Source organism: Pseudonocardia sp. ICBG162 (genome assembly GCF_020496225.1).
Taxonomy (GTDB): domain Bacteria; phylum Actinomycetota; class Actinomycetes; order Mycobacteriales; family Pseudonocardiaceae; genus Pseudonocardia; species Pseudonocardia alni.
Map to the genome: position 1 here is coordinate 726,198 of NZ_JAHLJD010000031.1, position 14,466 is coordinate 740,663.

Sequence of the window (14,466 nt, forward strand, 5' to 3'; positions counted from 1 at the left end):
CTCAGGGCGGCGGGGCCCCGCGGTAGCGCTCGGCGTAGCGGCGGGCGGCCTCCGCCCGCTCGTCGGCGGTGGCCTCCCGCCGCGTCGCGCGGGCGGTGCCCGCGGGGTAGCCGGCCTTCATCACGCGGTGCTCGACGGACTCCTCCATCACGAACAGCGCGTACTGCAGCGACACCAACCAGCCCAGCAGCAGGGCGGTGAGCCGCAGCCACAACGGGCCCGGGACGACGAGCACCAGCGGCACCGACAGCAGCGTCAGCACCGCCGCCGTGCGCGCGAAGTGGCGCAGGTGCCAGGTCCGGCAGGTCGTGTCGTGCAGCACCCACCCGCGGTACCGAGCGGGCAGCCGTCCACCGGCGGCGTACCAGAGCCACCGCAGCGGGTCCGGCCGCCGGATCATCCCAGGAACACGTTGCGCCGCTGGGACAGCAGCCGGTACAGCGTGTGCTGGATGGTCTCCCGGACCTGGTCGGTCAGGTTGAACACGAGCATCGGGTCGTCGGCGTCGGCCGGGGTGTGGTCGTCGGTGCGGATCGGCTCGCCGAACTCGATGTACCACTTCGACGGCAGCGGGATCAGCCCCGCCGGGCCGAGCAGCGGGAAGGTCGGCGTGACCGGGAAGTACGGCGCCCCGAACAGCCGGGCCAGCGGCGCCAGGTCGCCGATCTTGGGGTAGATCTCCTCGGCGCCGACGATCGAGCACGGGATGATCGGGACCCCGGTGCGCAGCGCGGCGGAGACGAACCCGCCGCGGCCGAACCGCTGCAGCTTGTAGCGGTCCCGGAACGGCTTGCCGATGCCCTTGAACCCCTCGGGGAACACCCCGACGAGCTCGCCGGAGGTCATGAGCCGCTCGGCGTCGGGGTTGCAGGCCAGCGTCGCGCCGGCCTTGCGGGCCAGCGAGCCGGAGACCGGCATGGTGAACATGAGGTCGGCGCCGAGCAGCCGCAGGTGCCGGTGCGACGGGTGGTCGTCGTGCACCGCGACGGTCGTCATCACCGCGTCGAGCGGCAGCGTCCCGGAGTGGTTGGCGACGATCAGCGCGCCACCGGTCTCAGGGATGTGGTGGGTGCCGATGGTCTCGACGCGGAACCAGCGCTTGTAGAGCGGGCGCAGGGCGGGCAGCACCATCGCGTCGGTGAGCTCGCGGTCGAAGCCGAACTCGTCGATCGGGTAGTCGCCCGCGAGCCGGCGGCGCAGGAACTCCAGGACCTGCTCCAGCGCGGCCTCCCAGGCCGGGCCCTCGTCGTCCTCGGGCTCGGGTGCGGAGGCGACCGGCGCGGGCCGCGACGGCTCCTCGGCCCGCGCGGGCCGGGCAGGCCCCCGGTTGCCCCGGATCGGGATCACCCGCGCCTCGGCCATGCCGTCGCCCTTCGTCGTACCACCGCGGCCGCCCGGCCGTCCCTGCTCGCGTGCCCGCATGCCGCCGTCCCGACCCGTAACCGCAGCGACCGGGCCAGACCGAGCACGCCCCGTTCGAGCGAGGCGATCCGCTCCGGGCCGAGCACCGGCGCCAGCGCCTTGCCGCGCACGAAGTCGTCGAACGCCTGGGTGGTCGTCCACCGCGGCACGAAGCCGAAGTCGTCGATCAGCCGGGTGAGGTCCACGACCCTGCCGAAGTTGAGGAAGCGCATCTGCTCCGGGGAGAAGTCGACGACGCGCGCGCCGCGCAGCACCCGGCTGACCGGGCCGACCGCGCCGCTCGGCACCGGGACGGCGATCTTGCCCGCGCGCCGGATGGCCTGGGACAGCATCAGCACCCCGTGCGCGGCGACGTTGAACACGCCCGGCAGCTCGTGGGTGGCGGCACGCTCGAGCACGGCGAGGCCGTCCTCCTCGTGCAGCAGCTGGATCCGGGCGTCGTAGCCCAGCACGGTGGGGACGACCGGCAGCGCGAAGTAGCGCGACAGCACGGTGTCCATCCGCGGGCCGATGAAGTTGGCGAACCGCAGGACCGTGGTGGTGACGTCCGGGCGACGACGGCTGAACCCGCGCAGGTAGCCCTCGATCTCCGCGGCGTCCTTGGCGTACCCGCCCGAGGGCAGGTCCTTGGCCCCGATGGCCTCGTCGAACACGGCGGGGTCGCGGGAGCTGGAGCCGTAGACCGCGGTCGTCGACTTGAGCACGACCCGGCGCACGCTGGTCGCCTTCTGGCACGCGGCGAGGAGCTGCATCGTGCCGATGACGTTCATCTCCTTCATCGTCGCCCGGCCGCCCGACGAGGCGGGGCTGGCCGAGAGCGACGCGTGCACGACGGTGTCGACGTTCGCCGAGGAGATGACCTTCGCGATGAGCGGGTTGCGGATGTCGGCGCGCACGAACTCGGCGCGGCCCATCCGCTTCAGCAGGTCCCGGGGCGGGGGGACGGTGTCCACGCCCAGCACCCGGTCGATGGCCGGGTCGGCCGCCAGCCGGGCCGCGAGGTGCCCGCCGAGGAAGCCGCTGACCCCGGTGACCAGCACGACGTTCGGGGTCGGCCGGTCCATGGGCGCTCCGTTCACCGGGGGCTGACGCGAGATCGTGCCGATCGTAGTCCCGCCCCGTCACACCGGGCAGGTACGCGGACACGTGAGGTGCGCGACGCGTCCGTCCGGGGGACGGACCGCCACAACGACACCGGCCGCGCACCCGCGGGGAGCGGGGGCGCGGCCGGTGCGCGAGTCACTTGCCGAGCTTGCGGCGCTGCACCCGGGTCTTGCGCAGCAGCTTGCGGTGCTTCTTCTTCGACATCCGCTTGCGGCGCTTCTTGATGACCGAGCCCATGTGGGTGCTCCTCCTGTGTCGACGCAGATCGTCAGCGACCGCTCCACCGGGTGACCTCGGAGTGGGCCGCCCGCACGATCCGTGCACGTGGACACGAGGCGCGGGCCGGGCGACGCCCGCCGGAGCGGGGCGACGACGCGATGCGACCGGTGGGGGTCGGCAGCCGGTTCACCAGTCTACCCGGGCGTACCGGCCTTCACCCCACCGGGGATCAGCCCGCGTCGAAGTAGGCGTTGCGCAGGTAGTCCTCGACCGCGCGCTGCGGCACGCGGAACGAGCGACCGACGCGCGCGGCGGGCAGCTCGCCGGAGTGGACGAGCCGGTACACGGTCATCTTCGAGACGCGCATCATCGACGCGACCTCGGCCACCGTCAGGAACTGGACCTGGGACGGCCGCAGGGGCTCGGGACGTTCCGCCGCCATGGGGCACCGCCTTCCTCCCCCGAGACGGGTTCCCCGGTTCGCCCGGTGGTGGGGGATGCAGGTGCAGTCTACCGGGGCGGATGTGACGATCGGTCCGCCAGAGGGGGGCCCGATCGTGCTACAGCACGGCGCGTCCGTGTGACTTTGCGTCATACGATGAGCTGAACGAGGTACCGGCGGCCCGGGTCAGCCGCGACCGAGCGCCACCGAGCGGTCGTGCGCCGCGGTGACCGCGTCGGCCAGGGCCGCACGCAGCCCGTGCCGCTCCAGCTCGCGCAGGGCGGCCGCCGTCGTCCCGGCCGGCGAGGTGACGTTCTCCCGCAGCACCGCGGGGTGCTCGCCGGTCTCGCGCAGCATCCGCGCGGCACCGAGCGCGGTCTGCACGGTCAGCTCGGTCGCGTCCGGGCGGGTCAGGCCCAGCCCGACGCCCGCCTCGATCATCGCCTCGGCGACGAGGAAGAAGTACGCGGGCCCGGAGCCGGACAGCGCGGTCGCGGCGTCCTGCTTCGCCTCGTCCAGGCGCAGCACCGCGCCGACGGTGGACAGCAGTGCCTCGGTCTCGTCCAGGTGCGCGGGGGTCGCGTGCGCGCCCGGGGAGATCGCGCACATCGCCGCGCCGAGCAGCATCGGGGTGTTCGGCATGACCCGCACGACCGGCGTGCCGTCGGGCAGGGCGCCCTCGAACAGCGAGGTCGGCAGGCCCGCGCACAGCGACACGACGAGCGCGCCCGGCTCCAGCGCCCCGGCGACCTCGCCGAGCAGCGTGACGACGTCCTGCGGCTTGACGGCGACGACGACCGTCCCGGCCCCGCGCACCGCCTCGTCGACCGGGGCCGCGGTGACCCCCAGCGACGCGGTCAGCTCCTGCGCCCGCGCCGGGTACCGCTCGGCGACCACCAGGTCACCGGCGTCCCGCCCGGCCGCCAGCAGCCCGCCGAGCAGCGCCTCGCCGATCCGTCCCCCGCCCAGTACCGCGATCCTCGTCATGGGGGCAGCGTAGGAACCCCTCAGCGGGCCAGCGGGGCCAGGGCGAGCTGGCGTGCCTGGCAGACGGTGCGGCCGCGCGCGTCGACGACGGTGACGTCCTCGTCGAACTGCGCGCTCGACACCCCGCCACCGGCGGGCGGGCTCGACACCGCACGCGAGCGGGAACCGACCCGCAGCCAGCCCGGGGCGGGGCGGGCCCGCAGCAGCGCGGTGAGCTGCACCGTCGGCGCCCAGCCGAACGTCCCGCCGAGGTTGAACACGGTCGGGGGCAGGATGTCGCCGGCCATCAGCGCGAACAGCACGTCCGGCTCCTCGCCGCGCGGGCGGACCCAGCCGGTCATCTCCGGCGGCCCGGTCTCGCCGCGCAGGAACGGCAGCGCGCCGCGCGGGTAGCGCAGCTCGCAGGCGGCGGCGAGGCCGCGTGCGCCGCCCTCGGCCGAGGCCGGGTCGAGCGCGTCCGGGTCCGGTTCGACGGCGAGCGCGGAGCCGTCGTCCAGGCGCGGGGCCTCGGTCGGCAGCACGCCGGCGGTGACGGTGGAGTGCAGCATGAGCCTGTCCTCCTGGTGCAGCCGCACGGCGACCGTGGACACCGTCCGCCCGATCTTGAGCGGGTCGGTCGTGATCTCGACCGGGCCCAGGTCGGGCGCGCGCAGGAAGTCCACGGCGACGGCCAGCGGGTCCGGCGCGGGGGCGTCGTCGGCCGCCAGGCGGGCCAGCCCGGACTTGGCCATGAGCACCATCAGCAGGCCGCCGAAGGCCTTGTCCCCGATCGCCCAGGTCTCGTCGAGCCGGGCGCGGAACCGGCCGTCCCCGAGGTGCTCGATCACGTGCGAGTCGGCGAACGGCCGGACCGTCGTACTGCTCATACAGGCATGTTACCCACGGGTAGGGGCAATGGCGGACATCGTCGGTGTGAGGTGCAGCCGGGCGAACAGCAGCGACTCGGCGAGCAGCGCGGTGCGCTCCTGCCGGGTCCGGCAGCGCCGGGTCGACACCTCCAGGACGACGGTGCCGCCGTCCGCGGCGAACCGGGAGTCGGCCAGGCGCTGGCACACCTCGGCGCACGGCTGCGCCCCGCGGCCGGGGACCAGGTGCTCGTCGCGCGGGGCGCCGGAGCCGTCGGTGAGGTGCAGGTGGGTGAGCCGGTCCCCCATCCGCTCGGCGAGGTCGAGCGCGTCGACGCCGGCCGCGGCGGTGTGCGACAGGTCCAGGGTGTACGCGCCGAACCCGATGCCGGTCGGGTCGTGGCCCAGCGCGTAGGGCACGGTGCTGATCCCGCCGCGGGTCACCGGGAACATGTTCTCCACCGGCAGCGTGACGTCGTGGACCTCGTGGGCGCGGGCGACCTCGTCGGCGAAGACGTCGGCGTAGCGGCGCTGCCAGCGGAACGGCGGGTGCACCACCACGGTGCGCGCGCCCAGCCGGGCGGCGACCTCGACGGTGCGCCGCAGCCGGTGCACCGGGTCGGCACCCCAGACCCGCTGGGTGACGGCCAGGCAGGGCGCGTGCACCGCGAGGATCGGCACCCCGTGGCGGTGCGCGAGGCGCTCGACCGCGCGCGGGTCCTGGCTGACCGGGTCGGTCCAGATCATGAGCTCGACGCCGTCATAGCCCAGCTCACCGGCGATCTCGAACCCGGCGGCGACGCCCTCCGGGTAGACCGAGGCCGTGGACAGCGCGACGGGTGCCGACCCGGGCAGGTCGGCGGTGGACAGGCGCGACGGTGTCACGAATCGTGGAGTCGTCACACCGTCGCTCATCGTTACCGGTCCAACAACACCAGGATCGCCGGGGACACGGTCAGCAGCAGTCCGACGAGCACCGCGAACAGCGTGGTCTTCAGGTCGTCGTTGCGCAGCAGGGCCCGCACGCCGAGCACGAGCCCGACGGTCAGCACGACCGCGAGCGACAGCGCCACGATCGGCAGCGAGGTCCACAGGTAGCGGAACAGCACCCAGATCGCCGCGCCGGCGACGGCGCCGCCGATCCACTGGGCGATGACGACCGCCCAGGCCTGGCCGGTCCCGGCCGCACCGGTCGACGCGTCGTCGTCGAGGCCCGCGGGCGGCTGCGCACCGCTGTCGGTGACGGCGCCGCGGCGCCCGAAGCGGCGACGCGGGGGCTCGTCCTCCTCGACGGCGCCGGCGGCGAGCTCGCCGTGGTCCTCGTATTCGTCGTAGTCGTCGTAGTCGTCGTCCTGCGGGCGCCCGGGGGCGAGCACGCCGGTGCGGCCGCCGTCGGCGGAGCCGGGTCCGTCGTCGTACCCGGCGGGGCCGTGGCGGTCGTCGTAGCGGGGGTCGGCGTCGTAGCCCCGGTCCTCGTGGCCCCGGTCGTCGTAGCCCCGGTCGTCGTAGCCCTGCCGGTCGTCGTAGTCGTCGGCGTACGGGTCGTAGGCGCCGGTCGGCGGGCCCGCGTCGGCCGGATGCGGACGGGGGCCGTCGTGCTCGTCGTCCAGCGGCGGGGCGCCGAACTGGGTGGGCGGGCCGCCGTCGTCGTCGGCCGTGGGGGCCGGGCGGCGGGCGCCGAGCCTGCTGGTGGGGACCTCGTCGGGGACGTCGTCGGCCGCGCCGGGCGGGGGGCCGTACGGACCGGCCGGGCGCGGGGCGTCGCCGCGGGGGCCCCAGGCCTGGGTGGCGGGGCCGTCGTCGTGGCCGTAGGGGCGGCCGTTCGGCGGGCCCTGCGGCTCGGGCGGGAGCGGACGGGCCTGCGGGGCCGGGCCGGGACCCGCGGACCACTGGCCGGGGGGCGGGCCCTGCGGCCTGCGGGGCGGGGCACCGTTCGGGGCGCCGCCGAAGGCCGTGGCCCCGTGGGGCGCAGCACCGTTCGGGCTGCCGCCGTTCGGGCTGCTGCCGTTCGGGGCGCCGCCGTGAGGAGCACCGCCGTTCGGAGCGTTGCCGTTCGGCACGAACGGCTCCGGTGCGCGCCCGGCCGGCCCCTCGGAGGGGTCGGGGCGGCGCGCGGGCGGGAACGAGGGGTGCTCGGTGGGGGGCGGACCGTCGCCACCGCGCGGGGCGAACCCCTCGGGCGGGCGGACACGGTCGGCGGCCGCGGGGCGGCGCGGCGGGGCCGCCACGTCGGTCCGCGCGGGTGCCGCGGGCGACGGGGCGACGGGCCCCTCGTCGTCCTCCGCGGCGCGACGACGGCGGCGTCGTCCGGGCTGCTGGCCGCCGTTGGCGGCCAGGAGCTCCGCGACCGTCCGCTGGCGAGGCTCTCCGCTGTCCACACTCATCACGACCACCGTGCCCTGTGTGTTGTCAAGGGTCCAAGCCCGCCCGGGGATGTCTGCGCCGAGCGGTCGTCCCCGTTCGTCCCATCGAGCATGTCGAAGCGCCGGAGGATCACTCCCTCGCGCAACGCCCACGGACAGATCTCGAGTTCGGTCACGCCGAGGGCGTCCATCGCGGCCTGCGCGACGACCGCCCCGGCGACGAGCTGGTGCGCCCGGCTGGCGCTCACGCCGTCGAGCTCGGCGAGGTCGGGACCCGACATCCGGGTGATGAACGCCGACAGCTGGCGCAGGCCCTGCGCGGTCAGCGTGCGGCGGGCGCCCGGCCCGGCGCTGGACGGCGCGGCGCCGGCGAGCCGGGCCAGCGTCCGGAAGGTCTTGGAGGTGCCGACGGCCCGGTCCGGGCGCCCCGCGGCACGCAGCCGTCCGGCGACGGGGGCGATCTCGTCGCGGACGCGCTCGGTCAGCGCGGCGACCTCCGCCCGCGACGGCGGGTCGGAGGTGAACGCGTCGCGGGTCAGCCGGCCCGCGCCCAGCGGCACCGACGCGGCGACGTCGGGGGTCTCGTCGCGCCCGACGGCCAGCTCCAGCGAGCCGCCGCCGATGTCGAGCACGAGCAGCCGCCCGGCCGACCAGCCGCACCAGCGGCGGACGGCGAGGAAGGTCCAGCGGGCCTCGTCCTCGCCGGGCAGGACCTCCAGCGCCACCCCGGTCTCGCGCTGCACCCGGGCGAGGACCTCGGCGGAGTTCGTCGCGTCGCGCAGCGCGGACGTGGCGAACGCCAGGAGGTCGTCGCAGCCGGCGGCCCGGGCGGTGTCCCGGGCCCGGTGCACGCTCTCCAGCAGCGCCTTCACGCCGTCGCGGCCCAGCGCGCCCTTGCGGTCGAGGTGCTCGGCCAGGCGCAGCTGGTCCTTCTCCGACGACATGGGCTTCGGGTGGGCACCCCGGTGGGCGTCCACCACCAGCAGGTGAACGGTGTTGGACCCCACGTCGAGAACTGCCAGGCGCACCCGATCAGGTTACCGAGCCGTTATCGACCCTCGGGCAACCCCTGGCTCACACGTCGAACTTGTAGCCGAGCCCGCGCACCGTGACCAGGTGCTTGGGTGTCGAGGGGTCGCCCTCGACCTTGGACCGCAGCCGCTTGACGTGCACGTCGAGGGTCTTGGTGTCGCCGACGTAGTCCGCGCCCCACACCCGGTCGATCAGCTGGGCGCGGGTGAGTACCCGTCCGACGTTGCGCAGCAGGTACTCCAGCAGGTCGAACTCCTTGAGCGGGAGCGCGACCTCGTCGCCGTTGACCGACACGACGTGCCGCTCGACGTCCATCCGCACCGGGCCGGCCTCCAGCACACCGGTGCCGCCCTCGGTCTCGCCGCCGGTCTCGCCCCCGCGGCGCAGCACCGCGCGGACGCGGGCGATGAGCTCGCGCGCCGAGTAGGGCTTGGTGACGTAGTCGTCGGCGCCGAGCTCCAGCCCGACGACCTTGTCGATCTCGCTGTCGCGGGCGGTCACCATGATCACCGGCACGGCGGAGCGGGAGCGCAGCGCCTTGCAGACGTCGGTACCGCTCATGCCGGGCAGCATCAGGTCCAGCAGCACGATGTCGGCGCCGTTGCGGTCGAACTCGCTCAGCGCGTCGTTGCCGTTGGCCGCGACGGCGGTGGTGAACCCCTCCTTGCGCAGCATGAACGCGAGCGGGTCGGCGAAGGACTCCTCGTCCTCGACGATCAGCACCCTGGTCATCTCATCCTCCGGTTCCGGCGGTCTTGGGGGAGCTGCCGGCGGCAGCCTCACCGTGGGGGGCGCCGCCGATGCCCATCCGGGCGGGCAGGCGCATGGTGAAGGTCGATCCGGTGCCGGGGCGGCTCCACAACCGCACCTCGCCACCGTGGTTGGCGCAGACGTGCTTGACGATCGCCAGGCCGAGACCGGTGCCGCCGGTGGCCCGCGAGCGGGCCGGGTCGACCCGGAAGAAGCGCTCGAAGACCCGCTGCTGGTGCTCGGGGGCGATGCCGATGCCGCGGTCGGTCACGGCGATCTCGATCGAACCGTCGACCGAGCGCCGGCTCACCGACACCGACGAGTCCGCCGCGGAGTAGGCGATCGCGTTCTCCAGCAGGTTCGTCAGCGCGGTGACGAGCAGTGTGCGGTCGCCGTCGACTACCAGCCCCGAGGTCTCGTCGGCGGTGATCTCGACGGCGTGCGACTCGGCGGAGGTGCGGCTGCGGGCCAGCGCCTCGGAGACGACCTCGTCGACGTCGACGGCGGCCAGCGCGGGCAGCCGTTCGGCGCCGGTCAGCCGGGACAGCGCGATCAGCTCCGAGACCAGGTTCCCCATCCGGGTCGCCTCGCGCAGCAGCTTGTCGCCGAACCGGCGGACCTCACGGACGGCGTCGGGGTCGGGCTCGCCGCCGTCGGCGGGCTCCAGGCCGTCGAGGCTGTCGAGCAGGGCCTCGGCCAGCAGCGCGACCGCGCCGACCGGGGTCTTGAGCTCGTGCGAGACGTTGGCGACGAAGTCGCGCCGGGTCGCCTCCAGCCGGGCCACCTCGGAGGTGTCGACGGCCTCGACCAGCGCGAAGCCGTCCCCGAGGGAGCGGACCCTGGCCTGCACCGCGACCGGGCCGCGGGGCGTGCGGTCCAGCGGCGAGAGGTCGACGGTGTAGTCGCCGGAGGCGAGCAGCCGGTCCCCGCCCTGCACCCGCCGGCAGGCGGCGAGCGCGCGCGGGTCGAGCCGCTCGCCGGTGACGGCGCCGAGCGCGGCGGCCCGCGGGTTGTGCAGGAGCACCTCGCCCCCGGCCCCGACCACGGCGAGCCCGGAGCTCGACTGGCGGAACGTGCGGTGCAGCAGCTCGCCGAGGGTGGGTCCGTCGGCGGCCACGGGGTCCGCCGGGGGGCGGCCGGTGCCGGGGCTGGGTCGGCCGTGCGACGGCCGTCGCGCCAGTGCCGCCCCGGCGAGGAGACCGAGGAGCAGGGCGAGGGCCGGGATCAGCCACGCGAGCGTGGTCACGGGTGCATGGTAGGCAGCCGGGGGTACCCCCTGACCAGCGCCGGACACCGGATGGTGACGCCCGCGACCCCTTCGCGCGACACTGTTCGGTCCCCGTTCACCGTGGGTTCAGCGAACCCCGTCCGTGCCCCCGGCGCTCCCGGCGCCGGAGGGCACGGCGACGGGTCACCGACCCTGGTTCGCCACTCCGGCGATGGCCTCCTGGGCCGCGGCCGGGTCGAGGTAGCGCCCGCCCGGGTTCGTCGGCTTCAGGTCGTCGTCGAGGTCGTAGACCAGCGGGATGCCGGTGGGGATGTTGAGGCCGGCGATGTCGGCGTCGGAGATGCCGTCGAGGTACTTCACCAGCGCGCGCAGCGAGTTGCCGTGCGCGGCGAGCAGCACGACCTTCCCCTCGCGCAGGTCCGGCACCACGGCCTCGGTCCAGTAGGGCAGGAACCGGTCGACGACGTCGGCCAGGCACTCGGTCAGCGGGGCGTCGACGCCGGCGTAGCGCGGGTCGGCGTCCTGGGAGAACTCCGAGCCCTTCTCGATCGCGGGCGGCGGGGTGTCGTAGGAGCGGCGCCAGAGCATGAACTGCTCCTCGCCGTACTGCTCCAGGGTCTGCTTCTTGTCCTTGCCCTGCAGCGCGCCGTAGTGGCGCTCGTTGAGGCGCCAGTCGCGCTTGACCGGGATCCAGTGCCGGTCGGCGGCGTCGAGGGCGATGTTCGCGGTGGAGATGGCCCGGCGCAGCAGCGAGGTGTGCACGACGTCGGGCGCGACGCCCGCCTCGGCCAGCAGCTCGCCGCCCCGGCGGGCCTCCGCCTCGCCCTGGGAGGAGAGCGGCACGTCCACCCAGCCGGTGAACAGGTTCTTCGCGTTCCAGTCGCTCTGACCGTGACGCAGCAGTACGAGGGTCGGCATGGCGGACAGCCTGCCACCTACCCCCGGGAAAGGTCCCCCAGCGCGGCCCCGAACGTGTCCACCAGCACGTCCACCTCGTCGTGGGTGACCACCAGCGGCGGGGACAGCCGCACGGTCACGCCGTGGGTCTCCTTGGCCAGCACCCCGCGCCGGGCGAGTGCGACGCACACGTCGCGGCCGGTGCCGATCCGCGGGTCGACGTCGACGCCGGACCACAGCCCCACCCCGCGCACGGCGGTGAGCCCGGGCAGCGCGCGCAGCCGCGCGTCCAGGTGCGCGCCGAGCTCGCGGGCCCGCGCCTGGTACTCCCCCGTCGCCAGCAGCGCGCACACCGCGGACCCGACGGCGGCGGCGAGCGGGTTGCCGCCGAAGGTGGAGCCGTGCTCGCCGGGGCGCAGCACGCCGAGCACGTCGCGCCGCCCGACGACGGCGCTGACCGGCACGATCCCGCCGCCGAGCGCCTTGCCGAGGGTGTAGAGGTCGGCGCGCACCCCGGACAGGTCGGTGCACAGCGTGGCCCCGGCCCGGCCGAGCCCGGACTGGATCTCGTCGCAGACCAGCAGCACGCCCCGCCGCTCGGTGAGCTCGCGGACCGCGCGCAGGTAGCCGGGCGGCGGCACGAGCACCCCGGCCTCGCCCTGCACCGGTTCGAGCAGCACCGCGACGGTGTCGTCGGTGAGCGCGGCGGCCAGCGCGTCGGCGTCGCCGTAGGGGACGCGGTCGAAGCCGGGGGTGAACGGGCCGAAGTCGTCGCGGGCGACCGGGTCGTCGGAGAAGGAGACCACCGTCGTCGTGCGGCCGTGGAAGTTCCCCCCGGCGACGACGATCCGCGCCGCCCCCGGCCGCACGCCCTTCACCCGGTACCCCCAGGCACGGGCGACCTTCACCGCGGACTCGACGGCCTCCGCGCCGGTGTTCATCGGCAGGACGGCCTCGGTGCCGGTCAGCGCGGCGAGGTCGCGCTGGAACGCCGGCAGCCGGTCGTTGTGGAACGCCCGCGCGGTCAGGGTGAGCGTGTCGAGCTGGGCGTGCGCGGCCGCGGTGAGCGCGGGGTGGCGGTGCCCGAAGTTGAGCGCGGAGTAGCCCGCGAGCGCGTCGAGGTAGCGGACGCCGTCGACATCGGTGACCCAGGCGCCGTCGCCGTGGGACAGCACCACCGGCAACGGCGCGTAGTTCCGGACGCCGAACTCCTCGGCGAGGGCGATCTGCGGGTCGGTGCCCGGGACCACGGCGGTCACGACCGCAGCTCCAGCGTGGCGCACTTGATGCCGCCGCCGCCCCGGCGCAGCTCCGAGGTGTCGACGCCGACGGTGCCGAACCCGCGCTCGGCCAGGTCGGCCGCGAACTTCTCGGCCTGCGGCGCGTGGACGACCGTGCGCCCGTCGGAGAAGCAGTTCAGGCCCAGCACCGCCGCGTCGTCGTCGGAGACGACCACCGCGTCCGGGAAGCGGAACCGCAGCACCTCCTGGGAGGCGTCGTCGAACGCGCCGGGCAGGTAGGCGACCGCGCCCGGCCCGCCGGCCGGGTCGAGCACCGCGAACGCGGTGTCGAGGTGGTAGTAGCGCGGGTCGACCAGCTGCAGGGACACGACCTCGCGGCCGAACACCTCCGCGGCCTCGGCGTGCGCACGCGGGTCGGTGCGGAACCCGGTGCCGGCGTAGACGGTGTCGCCGACGAGCAGCAGGTCGCCCTCGCCCTCGTTGACGTGGCGGGCCTCGTGCACGGCGAACCCGGCGGCCCGGAACCACGCGCCGTACGCTGGCCCCTCGGCGGCCCGCTCGGTGTGCCGGAACCGGGCGGTGAGGGCGGTCCCGTCGATCACGGTGCCGCCGTTGGCGGCGTAGACCATGTCCGGGTACCCGGGCAGCGGGTCGACGAGCCGGACGTCGAACCCGAGGTCGCGGTAGACCGCGTGCAGGGTCTCCCACTGCGCCAGCGCGAGCCGGGTGTCGGTCGCCTGCTCCGGACGCATCCACGGGTTGATCCGGTAGCTCACCGTGAAGTGCTCGGGGCGGCACATCAGCACAGAGGTCATGGGCACAGCATGGCGCGCACACCCCGTGCGTTTCCCGGCTTCGGGCGCACGATCCGCGCGTTCAGTCCCGGCTCGGCGCCGGTTCCGCGCGCCCCGGTCTAGCATCCGGCGTCGTGGACGGGATCGACGCGATCGACCGCAGACTGCTGGACCTCCTCCGGGTCGACGGGCGGGCCGGCTGGGCCGAGCTGGGCGAGCGGGTGGGCCTGTCGGCGTCGGCGGTGCGGCGCCGGGTGGATCGGCTGACCGCCCGCGGCGTGGTGCGGGGCTTCACCGTGCAGGTGGACCCCGACGTCGAGCAGGGTCCGGGCGTGGAGGCCTACGTCGAGCTGTTCTGCCGCGGCACGGTCGCCCCGGCCGAGCTGCAGCGGATGCTGTCGGCGGTGCCGGAGGTCGTCACGGCGGGGACGGTCACCGGGGAGGCCGACGCGCTGGTCCTGCTGCGCTCGCGCGACGTGCGGTCCCTGGAGGACGCTCTGGAGCGGCTGCGGCTCGCGGCCAACGTCGACCACACCCGCTCGGCCGTCGTCCTGACCTGGCTGGTGACTCGTTGAACTCTCACGGGTCACCGCGTACCGTAGTCGGTTGAGAGTTCAACCAAAGGAGCAGCCGTGCCCGTCCAGCGCCTCAACCACGCCGTCCTCTACGTCCGCGACGTCCCGCGCAGCGTCGGCTTCTACCGCGACACCCTCGGCTTCCGCCCGGTCGTCGAGCTCCCGGGCGGGCGCGGCGCGTTCCTGCAGGCCGAGGGCTCGACCAACGACCACGACCTCGCCCTGTTCGGGATCGGCGCGCAGGCCGGGGCCTCGCAGGCGGGCCGCGGCACCGTCGGGCTCTACCACCTGGCGTGGGAGGTCGACACCCTCGGCGAGCTCGCCCGGATCGGCGAGCGGCTGCAGGCGGCCGGGGCCCTGGTCGGCGCCTCGGACCACGGCACGACCAAGGCGCTCTACGCGAAGGACCCCGACGGTCTGGAGTTCGAGGTGTGCTGGCTGGTCCCGGCGGCCCTGATCGACGGCGACGACCACGACATGCGCATCGAGCCGCTCGACATCGCGGCCGAGATCGCCCGCTACGGCGCGGACACCCGCGGCGGGATCGGCGTCTCGGTCCCGGCCTGA

At 75.0% G+C, this 14,466-nt stretch carries 17 protein-coding genes; 2 read left to right on the top strand and 15 right to left on the bottom strand.

Annotation, left to right across the window (positions count from 1 at the left end; translation table 11 throughout):
* Position 1: 1 nt before the first annotated feature.
* The 15 genes from KPL60_RS28240 to ddaH all read right to left on the bottom strand — a co-directional run bounded on the left by KPL60_RS28240 (position 2) and on the right by ddaH (position 13,345).
* Positions 2-400, bottom strand: a complete 399-nt coding sequence (locus tag KPL60_RS28240) for a DUF5313 family protein (protein WP_226367697.1) — start codon at positions 398-400, stop codon at positions 2-4.
* Entirely contained in the window at positions 397-1,362 is a 966-nt protein-coding gene (locus tag KPL60_RS28245) for a lysophospholipid acyltransferase family protein (RefSeq protein WP_062403815.1), read from the bottom strand. The genes KPL60_RS28240 and KPL60_RS28245 overlap by 4 nt, the downstream gene beginning before the upstream one ends.
* Positions 1,344-2,486, bottom strand: coding sequence for an NAD-dependent epimerase/dehydratase family protein (locus KPL60_RS28250; RefSeq protein WP_226367698.1), 1,143 nt, complete (start codon positions 2,484-2,486; stop codon positions 1,344-1,346). The genes KPL60_RS28245 and KPL60_RS28250 overlap by 19 nt, the downstream gene beginning before the upstream one ends.
* Positions 2,487-2,661: 175 nt before the next feature.
* A complete protein-coding gene (locus KPL60_RS28255) occupies positions 2,662-2,763 on the bottom strand; it encodes a 30S ribosomal protein bS22 (RefSeq protein WP_010241351.1) in 102 nt (33 codons plus the stop codon).
* A 211-nt stretch (positions 2,764-2,974) separates the two neighbouring features.
* Positions 2,975-3,187, bottom strand: coding sequence for a helix-turn-helix domain-containing protein (locus KPL60_RS28260; protein WP_062398062.1), 213 nt, complete (start codon positions 3,185-3,187; stop codon positions 2,975-2,977).
* 186 nt (positions 3,188-3,373) lie between these two features.
* On the bottom strand, positions 3,374-4,174 hold the full coding sequence (proC, locus tag KPL60_RS28265) for a pyrroline-5-carboxylate reductase (RefSeq protein WP_100878782.1): 801 nt from the start codon (positions 4,172-4,174) through the stop codon (positions 3,374-3,376).
* Positions 4,175-4,194: 20 nt separating this feature from the next.
* Complete coding sequence (locus KPL60_RS28270; RefSeq protein WP_226367699.1) at positions 4,195-5,040, bottom strand: thioesterase family protein; 846 nt, start codon at positions 5,038-5,040, stop codon at positions 4,195-4,197.
* 9 nt (positions 5,041-5,049) lie between these two features.
* Positions 5,050-5,874 (bottom strand): sugar phosphate isomerase/epimerase family protein, encoded by an 825-nt coding sequence (locus KPL60_RS28275; protein ID WP_374228794.1) that lies wholly within the window; start codon positions 5,872-5,874, stop codon positions 5,050-5,052.
* Positions 5,875-5,936: 62 nt separating this feature from the next.
* Entirely contained in the window at positions 5,937-7,403 is a 1,467-nt protein-coding gene (locus KPL60_RS28280; RefSeq protein ID WP_226367700.1) for a hypothetical protein, read from the bottom strand.
* Positions 7,403-8,410 carry a Ppx/GppA phosphatase family protein gene (locus KPL60_RS28285; protein WP_226353948.1) on the bottom strand — a complete coding sequence of 336 codons (1,008 nt, stop codon included), beginning with the start codon at positions 8,408-8,410 and terminating at the stop codon, positions 7,403-7,405. The genes KPL60_RS28280 and KPL60_RS28285 overlap by 1 nt, the downstream gene beginning before the upstream one ends.
* 46 nt (positions 8,411-8,456) lie before the next feature.
* Positions 8,457-9,146, bottom strand: a complete 690-nt coding sequence (locus tag KPL60_RS28290; RefSeq protein WP_062398072.1) for a response regulator transcription factor — start codon at positions 9,144-9,146, stop codon at positions 8,457-8,459.
* Position 9,147: 1 nt separating this feature from the next.
* A complete protein-coding gene (locus KPL60_RS28295; RefSeq protein ID WP_226367701.1) occupies positions 9,148-10,410 on the bottom strand; it encodes a cell wall metabolism sensor histidine kinase WalK in 1,263 nt (420 codons plus the stop codon).
* Positions 10,411-10,575: 165 nt separating this feature from the next.
* Positions 10,576-11,310, bottom strand: coding sequence for a phosphoglyceromutase (locus KPL60_RS28300; protein ID WP_226367702.1), 735 nt, complete (start codon positions 11,308-11,310; stop codon positions 10,576-10,578).
* A gap of 17 nt (positions 11,311-11,327) precedes the next feature.
* Positions 11,328-12,548 carry an ornithine--oxo-acid transaminase gene (gene rocD / locus KPL60_RS28305; protein ID WP_374203809.1) on the bottom strand — a complete coding sequence of 407 codons (1,221 nt, stop codon included), beginning with the start codon at positions 12,546-12,548 and terminating at the stop codon, positions 11,328-11,330.
* Complete coding sequence (gene ddaH / locus KPL60_RS28310; protein ID WP_178375901.1) at positions 12,545-13,345, bottom strand: dimethylargininase; 801 nt, start codon at positions 13,343-13,345, stop codon at positions 12,545-12,547. Before ddaH ends, rocD begins: the two co-directional genes overlap by 4 nt.
* 122 nt (positions 13,346-13,467) lie before the next feature.
* On the opposite strand from ddaH, the gene KPL60_RS28315 reads away from it, so the two are divergent.
* Together KPL60_RS28315 and KPL60_RS28320 are read left to right on the top strand one after the other, a co-directional pair.
* Positions 13,468-13,899 carry an Lrp/AsnC family transcriptional regulator gene (locus KPL60_RS28315; RefSeq protein ID WP_226368258.1) on the top strand — a complete coding sequence of 144 codons (432 nt, stop codon included), beginning with the start codon at positions 13,468-13,470 and terminating at the stop codon, positions 13,897-13,899.
* 57 nt (positions 13,900-13,956) lie between these two features.
* Positions 13,957-14,466 carry a VOC family protein gene (locus KPL60_RS28320; protein ID WP_100878790.1) on the top strand — a complete coding sequence of 170 codons (510 nt, stop codon included), beginning with the start codon at positions 13,957-13,959 and terminating at the stop codon, positions 14,464-14,466.